Genomic DNA, 3,097 nt, shown 5'->3' with positions numbered 1-3,097 from the left:
GTGGGAGACAACCTTACTGGCAGGCTCCACAGGCAAGCGCGGCACCGTGTCCACCGCGACACCGTGGGGGACAAGCCAATGTCCACCACGATACAGTGGGGGACACCCCATCTGACTCGTGGGCAAGGACCGCAGCCACGGCTCACGAGTGCGATGGCGGGTTACTGATGCGAAAGCCATACCGCAGATTCGTTCTACGGAAGTAAGCGGAGAGAGACACGCATTCTCCCGACGTCAGGCGATGAAGCGAAGGGAAGCATTCAGTGCTCATAACGCAGCGTCGTTGCAATGTGAATGACGTACCGAACATGGGCAACCAGACTTAGCAAGGTGGAATTGAGTGGGTTGTGCTCATCGGGGGCGTTCAAACTCAACGGGTCAGTCACCAACCACGACCTGTGCGGTCAGACAGGGAGGGCGTGCCTCGCGTACTGCCACGATAGTGGGCAGTACCTGGCACGCACGTTGCGTACTGCCACAGATGTGGACAGTACCCCGCATGTAGTGCCACAGTTGTGGCAGTACGTGAGCAGACCGAAGCAGTACGTGAGCAGACCGAAGCAGTGCGTGAGCAGACCGAAGCAGTACGTGAGCAGACCGAAGCAGTACGTGAGCAGACCGAAGCTCAATCCCCGCCCTCAATCCGACGTGTTCACAAAAAAAACGCCTGAAAAAGCGAGATGTCCGGTATTCATCTGTGAACACGTTGCGGCGCGACCCGTGGCGTGAAGCCTGGCACTCAGCACCACCCAGGACGTGACCGCCGTGGCCGCAAAGCTCCCGCAGTGTGAGACTCTCAGACAGAACGTGAACACGGTCGACACACGTCGCGTTCTCGCCACGAGTCTTCGGCATCTCGCCCCTGAGGCGACGCAATCGCCCGCGCGACCACAGCGCTGAACAATCGGTCGCCGAGCACACCCGACGCAGTGACCTTGAGCCCCTCGAAGATGTCCCGCACACACCCTGGCCCTGCCGCCTCCCACCCGCCTGCCCTACTCCGGCTGACACCTCGGGCACCAGTAGGTGATGCGCGCGGCCCGATCGATGTCCGGATCGGTGATGCGCGACACGCCCACAGGCGGGCCGCGACGCTCGGCAATGGGGGTTCGACAGCGTCGGCACGGCCTCCCGGTGCGCTCGAAGACGTAGAAGCGCTCGCGGTACATCCCGGTGGTGAACTGCCGCCCGTGCTTGACGGCGAAGTGCAGCAGCCGGTGCGCGCGGGCCACCACGGCGTCGAGCGCCCCTTCCTCGATCTGCGAAACCGGTCGCAGCGGGTGGATGCCCTCGAGAAACAGGGTCTCGCTCTTGTAGATGTTGCCGATGCCCGCGAGGCACGTCTGGTCGAGCAGCGCCTCGCTGATGGCGCGCTCGGGGCGCCGGCGCAGGCGACGCGCGGCCTCTGCGGCGTCCCAGTCAGAACCCAGGAGATCCGGACCGAGGTGCCCCAGGCGCGCTGCCTCTTCGGTGGTGTCGAACAGCTCGACCACGCCGAGGCGAAAGCCCAGGGCGACCCACGCGTCGGTCTCGAGCACCACCCGGACCTCGTGGCCCGGACCGCCGCGCCACCGCCCTCCTGGCTTCTGCAGAACCCAGCTGCCGTGCATCATCAGATGGGTGTGCAACGTGCGCCCCGCATCGGTGCGCAGCAGCAGGTGCTTGCCGCGGGGCGCGCAACCCGCGACGATCTGCCCCGAGAGGTCGGCCACCGCCAGACGCGGTACGCGGAACTGGCTGCGTCGAACGATCTGCCCGCGCAGCGCCTGATCGAGGGTGTGCGCCACCTGGAACACCGTATCGCCCTCAGGCATCGGCACCTCCTCCTCGCACAGCGGCAATTGCGCCAGAGAGGCGAACGGCCAGCCTCTGACATCCCTCTGTCACTGCGTGGAAGAAACCGCTATGGGTCGCTGCATCGCACGTCCATCGCCGCCTACACACCCCCCGCACCGCCTCCCAGCTGCAGCCCGCGGTGGGTCTCTCGCAGCCCCGCGGCCCGCAGCGCGGCACCCAGCGGCGTTCCGAAGATCGACTCGCCCCGCACGCGCTCGATGACAATGCGCCCCACGCGTCCGTCTCTCCCCGCCTGTGCCAGCCCGCTGGCCGCCGCGGCCAGGGCGTCAACGTCGTCGGTGAACACGAGAGCCGTGCGCCCGCCACGCTCGAGGTACATCACGAGCGCGCCATCGCGCAGCATGACCACCGCCCCTGCTTTGCGGCCCGGCCGATGCCCCTCGTCGCCCGCGTCGGGCCAAGGCAGGGCGGCGCCGTAGGGGTTGGCCGGATCGGTGGCCGCCAGCAGCAGCGCCGCACCGTCTCCCTCCCCCACCGCGCGCAGACGATCAACCGCGCCCTGGGCCGCGAACTGCGACGCCCCCAGCCCCTCGACGAAGTAGCCGCGACGGCAGCGCCCGCTGGCCTCGAAGGCCGACAGCACGTCATAGACGCCTGCGAAGCCGCCCGCCACCTCTTCGCTCTGCACCGCGCCCCGGGTCACCACCCCGTGGCGCGCCAGCAGCTGATCGGCCAGGGCCTTCGATCGGCGGGTGGCCTCGCCCTGGGGTGGCTCGAGGGCCCACCAGCGCCCCGCGCCCGCGGGCGGGCCCATACGCGAGGGCAGCGCCGGTCCGCGCCGGCCGTGGCGTGATGTCCGGCGCGCAGACGACGAGGCCCCGGACGAGAGATAGGCGCGCAACGGCCCCAGGGTATCGTTGCTCACCCGCCCTGCCCACACCGCCTCCCACAGCGCGGCCAGCACGTCGGCGTCGGTGAGAGCCCCTTCGCCACCGTCGCGCATCACCCCATCGACGATGCGACGAAAGAACGTGGCCCCGCCCTGCTCGAGCACCGCAAGCACCCGCCGCGCCAGGGCCGACAGCACCGCCGGCGCTTCGACCGGGCGCAGCAGATCGGCGTCTTCGGCAAGGTAGAGCCGCACCCAGCCGTCGTCGGCGCCGATGGATCCGTGCCCCGTCCACACGACCTCGCCCGCCGCGCACAGCTCGTCGAGCAGCGACGGCACGTATCCATCGACCCGCGACGCGAAGACAAGCGTCTCGAGCGCCGATGCGGGAACCGACGCCCCCTGCAGCTG

At 68.6% G+C, this 3,097-nt stretch carries 2 protein-coding genes; both read right to left on the bottom strand.

Annotation, left to right across the window (positions count from 1 at the left end; all coding sequences use genetic code 11):
- Positions 1 to 995 precede the first annotated feature (995 nt).
- Positions 996 to 1,814: an Fpg/Nei family DNA glycosylase gene (locus EB084_22545; protein NDD31044.1), complete on the bottom strand. Its 819-nt coding sequence runs from the start codon at positions 1,812 to 1,814 to the stop codon at positions 996 to 998.
- 122 nt (positions 1,815 to 1,936) lie between these two features.
- On the bottom strand, positions 1,937 to 3,097 hold a 1,161-nt coding region (locus EB084_22540), incomplete at its 5' end, for a DEAD/DEAH box helicase (protein NDD31043.1).

Source organism: Pseudomonadota bacterium, assembly GCA_010028905.1.
Taxonomy (GTDB): domain Bacteria; phylum Vulcanimicrobiota; class Xenobia; order RGZZ01; family RGZZ01; genus RGZZ01.
Note: the sequence above shows the minus strand (reverse complement) of the source record. Positions and strands in the feature narration are given on the sequence as shown.